Source organism: Paenibacillus sp. NPDC056722 (genome assembly GCF_042790635.1).
GTDB lineage: Bacteria > Bacillota > Bacilli > Paenibacillales > Paenibacillaceae > Paenibacillus_AQ > Paenibacillus_AQ agri.
In genome coordinates this window covers 1-1,393 of sequence record NZ_JBHTYV010000035.1, presented here as the reverse complement: position 1 = coordinate 1,393, position 1,393 = coordinate 1, and the positions used below count along the sequence as shown (strand labels likewise).

Below are 1,393 nucleotides of genomic sequence, written 5' to 3'. Positions count from 1 at the left end.
GCTGGGCACTCTAGAGTGACTGCCGGTGACAAACCGGAGGAAGGTGGGGATGACGTCAAATCATCATGCCCCTTATGACCTGGGCTACACACGTACTACAATGGCCGGTACAACGGGAAGCGAAGCCGCGAGGTGGAGCCAATCCCAGCAAAGCCGGTCTCAGTTCGGATTGCAGGCTGCAACTCGCCTGCATGAAGTCGGAATTGCTAGTAATCGCGGATCAGCATGCCGCGGTGAATACGTTCCCGGGTCTTGTACACACCGCCCGTCACACCACGAGAGTTTACAACACCCGAAGTCGGTGGGGTAACCCGCAAGGGAGCCAGCCGCCGAAGGTGGGGTAGATGATTGGGGTGAAGTCGTAACAAGGTAGCCGTATCGGAAGGTGCGGCTGGATCACCTCCTTTCTATGGAGAATCGTCTTCTGCAACGAAGACATTCAAATCTAAGTCTTCAGGAAGCATGCTTCCGAAGCGAGCTTTACTTCGTAAAGCGTTCAACTCACTCGTTGCTCAGTTTTGAGAGAGTCAATCTCTTTCAAACGTTTGGTGGCGATGGCGGAGGGGTTCCACACGTACCCATCCCGAACACGACCGTTAAGCCCTCCAGCGCCGATGGTACTTGGACCGAAGGGTCCTGGGAGAGTAGGACGCCGCCAAGCGGACAACCATTTCTTGGTTGCCAATATGTTATATCTGTTATATGGGCTTTTAGCTCAGTTGGTTAGAGCGCACCTCTGATAAGGGTGAGGTCGGTGGTTCGAGTCCACCAAGGCCCACCATATAACATTTGAATAACTTACCTTTATGGGGCCATAGCTCAGCTGGGAGAGCGCCTGCCTTGCAAGCAGGAGGTCAGCGGTTCGATCCCGCTTGGCTCCACCAATAACCTTATTTGAACTGTCTGTAATTCCAGACATCACAGTCGTGATTGTCACGTAATTACAGAAACTTGATCCTTGAAAACTGGATACCGAAACGAATTTGCGTTTTAGAACATCTTTTAGCTGAAACTTGTGTAAGCAAGTTGAAATAGTTATTAGTTGCAACAATCGTATTCGCGAAGAAAGAAGGCTGTTGAAGCAATTCAATGTCCAATATTTCTCCTGCGGAGAAAATTGAGGTTAAGCTAATAAGAGCACACGGAGGATGCCTAGGCGCCAGGAGCCGACGAAGGACGTGGCGAACAACGAAACTGCCTCGGGGAGCTGTAAGCAAGCTTTGATCCGGGGGTGTCCGAATGGGGAAACCCAGCTGTGGTAATTCGCAGTTACTCATATCTGAATACATAGGATATGTAGAGGCAGACCAGGGGAACTGAAACATCTAAGTACCCTGAGGAAGAGAAAACAATAGTGATTCCGTCAGTAGCGGCGAGCGAACGCGGAACAGCC

General features: G+C 50.9%; 2 tRNA genes and 3 rRNA genes. All 5 read left to right on the top strand.

Annotated features, from left to right (window positions below):
* A 16S ribosomal RNA gene (locus ACFRAM_RS28690) occupies positions 1 to 407 on the top strand; the annotation flags it as partial.
* A 137-nt stretch (positions 408 to 544) separates the two neighbouring features.
* A 5S ribosomal RNA gene (gene rrf / locus ACFRAM_RS28685) occupies positions 545 to 661 on the top strand.
* Between the two features lie 43 nt (positions 662 to 704).
* A tRNA-Ile gene (locus ACFRAM_RS28680) sits at positions 705 to 781 on the top strand.
* Positions 782 to 808: 27 nt separating this feature from the next.
* A tRNA-Ala gene (locus ACFRAM_RS28675) sits at positions 809 to 884 on the top strand.
* A 237-nt stretch (positions 885 to 1,121) separates the two neighbouring features.
* Positions 1,122 to 1,393: ribosomal RNA gene (locus tag ACFRAM_RS28670) — 23S ribosomal RNA — on the top strand; the annotation flags it as partial.